The 616-nt window shown below is 68.7% G+C and carries 1 protein-coding gene and 1 pseudogene; both read right to left on the reverse strand.

Going from position 1 to position 616, the window contains the following annotated elements:
* The coding region (locus tag LPZ50_RS25215; protein ID WP_230665548.1) for a CoA-binding protein at positions 1-260 on the reverse strand (260 nt) is incomplete at its 3' end.
* A 17-nt stretch (positions 261-277) separates the two neighbouring features.
* Positions 278-616, reverse strand: a pseudogene (locus tag LPZ50_RS25220) (zinc-binding dehydrogenase); the annotation flags it as partial.

The following is a 616-nucleotide window of genomic DNA, read 5'->3' on the forward strand; positions in this document are numbered from 1 at the left end:
AGGGCCTGCGCGGCCAGTTCGGCCGGCACGGCCAGCACGGCCAGGTCCACGGGCTCGTCCAGCGCCGCCAGTTCGCGGCACACCGGCAGTTCCTGGATGACCCCGCCACGCGGGTTGACGGGAATGATGCGGCCGCTGTACCCGTGCCGGCGCAGCAGCGTGACAGGCATGGCGCCGATTTTGTTCGGCGTGGCGGATGCGCCCACCACCGCGATCCTGCGAGGGTGGAAGAAACGGGAAAGATCTGGATCGGAAGTCATGAGGCTGGCCGGGACAATCAGGAAAAATCCACCACCGCGCGGCCGCGGCTGGCGCGTTCAAGCAAGGCATCCAGCGCCTGGGGCAAGGTGTCCGGACGGATGACGCGGGCGATGCTGTCCAGGTGGGCCGGGCGGTAGCGCGTGGCGATCTTGCCCCATACTTCTTTGCGCAACGGCATGGGGCTGTTCGCGTTGATGCCCAGCAGCTTTACGCCCCGCAGAATAAAGGGCAGCACCGTGGTGGGCAGTTGCGCGCCGCCGGCATTGCCGAATGCCGCGGCAACGCCATCAGGCTTCAGCGCGGCCAGCGCCTGCGCCAGCACGTCGCCGCCGACGGAATCCACCACGCCGGCCCA

This window comes from Bordetella petrii (assembly GCF_020991325.1).
GTDB classification, from domain to species: Bacteria; Pseudomonadota; Gammaproteobacteria; order Burkholderiales; family Burkholderiaceae_B; genus Bordetella_A; species Bordetella_A petrii_E.